The sequence below is a fragment of the Mesobacillus sp. genome (assembly GCF_049588175.1).
Lineage (GTDB): Bacteria > Bacillota > Bacilli > Bacillales > Cytobacillaceae > Mesobacillus.
In genome coordinates, this window is sequence record NZ_JBAVFI010000578.1 from 1 (window position 1) to 3309 (window position 3309).

Consider the following 3309-nt stretch of genomic DNA (forward strand, 5'->3'; position numbering starts at 1 on the left):
GAAAAGAGCCTTTGCTTATGTTTATCCTAATATAAAAACATCTTCCATAAAAATTTTTAGGTTGGGACGTATTTGTTATAATAGGAATACGTTTAAAGGCAGGTGAACTGGATTGAAGAAAAAACTCACCTTACTTTATTTAATTCTTGCCGTTGTTTTAGTCTCTTGCAGTTCGTTTGAGAGCTTGCAAAAAGGGAATCTTAATAAAGTTAAGGAAACTGGATTGGAATTGAAGGATGCCTTGCCTTCTTCATTTTTTCCGAAGGATTTACATATAGTCGCTGCCGGAGACTCACTTACACAGGGAGTGGGCGACAGTACCAACTCAGGAGGCTATATACCTTATTTAGCTCAACAGCTCGAACAAGAAAAGACCATCAGGAATGCGAATTTCGAAAATTTTGGAGTGAGGGGTAACAGGGCAGACCAGCTGCTTAAAAGACTCGAAAGCAAAGAAATACAATCTTCTATCGAGGATGCTGACCTGATTATTTTGACAATAGGCGGAAACGATTTGATGAAGGTTGTAAAAGAGAATTTTTCCAGTCTGAAATTGAATCTTTTCAAAGCTGAACAACAGATATTTAAGGAGCGGCTGCAATCAATATTCACTTTAATTAGAAAGCAGAATCAAGTGGCTCCGATCGTTTTGATTGGACTGTATAATCCATTTTACAATTGGTTTGCTGATGTGAAAGAAATGAACCAGATCGTAGACCAATGGAATGGGCAAAGTCAATCATTAGTCGAACAGGACGGAAATGCCTACTTTGTCGATATTCATGATATTTTCCTTAACAATGAAGAAAACTTGCTTTATACTGATTATTTTCATCCAAATGACCGCGGCTATCAATTGATTGCTGACAGGGTATATGGAATCCTGAGTCAGGAAGTGGTTGATTTCCAAGTGAATTGACCACAAATAGATAGGGAAGAGGAGTTAAAAGTTTTATGAAAAACAAATGGAAGATTGGTTTTTTTATATTATTAGGGCTTATCGCTGCAGTAATTTTATTTTTGTATATCCTGATCGCATCACCTGCTGAAGAATCAAAGATGGAGCCAATTAAAAACATCCAGGATTCAGAGGATGTGGCTTTTAAGGTAGCAACAAACAAGCGCGATTTGAACAGGGTGATCAACCATTATATTGAAGAAGAAGGAAAGAACAGCAATATCGATTATCAGGTTTTGCTGACTAATGAAGTAGAACTTTATGGAACGCTTCCGCTTTTTAGTGAAGAATTGGAATTAAGGCTGACATTCGAACCAAAAGCTTTGGACAACGGGGATTTGGTCCTGAATCAAAAATCCATTTCTGTTGGACGGCTGCGCCTCCCAGTTTCCACCGTGCTTAAATTCGTCCGCGACAGCTATGATCTTCCTGAGGCAGTCAGTATACAGCCGGAAGAGGAAAGAGTTTATGTATCCATGCAGAGGCTTAAGCTCAAAAGTGACATAAAGGTAAGGGTGAATGAATTCGACCTTAAAAAAGACAACATCAAATTTACTTTGTTCGTTCCTGCGAATTAGGCGCTCCTGTATGGAGCGTCTTTTTATTAATGTAATAAGGTAATGTTTATTGACTTAAGGACTGAAAATGAAAATAGGCCGGTGGTCCGGCCTTAAGCAATCAGCCTTGCAATAGCAGAACCTCAAGAGGCGGTTCACCTTTTACCGTACCGACTGCCACTATAGAATATGGGTTATTTGGCTCTAGCTTGACATTAGGTATCGTCATGACAGTATTCTTCGTACCCGCTATTCTTACCTCAAGTGTGACGGTCATCGGAGTCAAGCCGAGATATGTCGTGGCTTGCCTGAACGAAACATTTGGGAAGATGATATCACCATTTTCACCTGCGATATCCACTGCTGGTGCATCTGGGGACAGGTGGATAAACCTTGCTTTTGATTCACCGATTGGTGTCATTGGCTGGTCTTCAAATGTAAGCAATCTTAACTTTGTGACTGGACCACTAATTGCGGCCGTATAAATTCTTGCGGGTTCAATTGTGATTTTTTTGCTGATGATCGTCGATACCGTTTCACCTGCAGGATAGATATCCACCTGATACTTCCCTGGAGCAAGCTGCATGTGGCTGCTGTTATTTTTATAATCAAAGTCGCGCAGAACACGGCTGCCATTGATATAGATATCAATTAATTTCACGTCAGGAGCAGCATGCAAAAAACGCAGCCTACCAGGCATTGTGGTTTCCGGTCGTGCTGGAACTGTATCTGAGCGCATTAATTGGACTGCTTTCCTCATGTTTCGAAGGTGTTTATGATAATACATGACATGCAGATTTGGATCCAGGTATTTATAATAGTCAGCCAATAATGAATACATGACAGCTTTATGCAAGTAATCATTCTGGTTTCTTGTATGAGCCATACCCCTCACTCCTAATGTGTTCGTTTTCCACTCTAAAATATGCAAAATGGGCATGTCAGGTGTGAATGAGTCATAAACCGCAATTTAAATTAGAAATAGGCTTTACAACAGGAACGAATTTCCATATACTATAATTAAATAAACGAGAGGCAGGTGGAGTGCAATGAGAAAATTATCAATTGTTTTAAAGCTGACTATTACTTATTGCACAGCCCACTAACCTAAGCGGATCAATCGACGATTGTCTTTTTGTCTACATGCTTAAAAACCACGGGCTGTGTGTGCCTGTGGTTTTTTATATTTTATAAGCATGATGGAGGAAAAAATAGTAATGATGAAACTAGAACAAATTGGTTTGACAGATGAAATTAAAATTAATTTTGAAGAATATAGGATTAAAGGGTATGAGCTTGGGAGGGTTGCATTAGAGCATAAGCATTTGTACAGGGTATGGCTTGAGGATGGTGAATATTTGTGTACTCTTGCAGGCAGGATGACTTATGATGCGGTTAATCGTGAAGACCTGCCCGCTGTAGGGGATTGGGTTGCGATAAAAAAATCTCCAGGTGAAAAGAAAGGCGCCATCCATGGGATATTGCCGAGAAATAGCAAGTTTTCACGTAAAGCTGCAGGCGCGGTAACAGAAGAGCAAATTGTTGCTGCCAATATAGATACAGTTTTTATCGTCAATTCATTGAATGATGACCTGAACTTGCGAAGAATTGAAAGATATTTGCTTCTTTCCTGGGAGAGCGGAGCAAATCCAGTGATTATATTAAGTAAAGCAGATTTAACAACTGAGCTTGATGATAAAATCCAACGGGTAGCCGATGTGGCTCTTGGAGTGCCTGTGATAGCCGTAAGTGTGCTGGAGAAAACCGGAACCGAGGAATTGCAAGGATTCCTAG

4 protein-coding genes are annotated in these 3309 nt (G+C 39.9%); 3 read left to right on the forward strand and 1 reads right to left on the reverse strand.

Annotated features, from left to right (window positions below; genetic code table 11):
- The first annotated feature begins 112 nt into the window (after window positions 1–112).
- Window positions 113–919, forward strand: coding sequence for an SGNH/GDSL hydrolase family protein (locus WB217_RS14110; protein WP_423993857.1), 807 nt, complete (start codon window positions 113–115; stop codon window positions 917–919).
- 35 nt (window positions 920–954) lie between these two features.
- On the forward strand, window positions 955–1536 hold the full coding sequence (locus tag WB217_RS14115) for a YpmS family protein (protein ID WP_423993858.1): 582 nt from the start codon (window positions 955–957) through the stop codon (window positions 1534–1536).
- Between the two features lie 100 nt (window positions 1537–1636).
- On the opposite strand, the gene WB217_RS14120 is transcribed toward WB217_RS14115, so the two are convergent.
- Window positions 1637–2401 (reverse strand): DUF4397 domain-containing protein, encoded by a 765-nt coding sequence (locus WB217_RS14120; protein ID WP_423993859.1) that lies wholly within the window; start codon window positions 2399–2401, stop codon window positions 1637–1639.
- 331 nt (window positions 2402–2732) lie between these two features.
- On the opposite strand from WB217_RS14120, the gene rsgA reads away from it, so the two are divergent.
- On the forward strand, window positions 2733–3309 hold a 577-nt coding region (rsgA, locus tag WB217_RS14125; protein ID WP_423993860.1), incomplete at its 3' end, for a GTPase RsgA.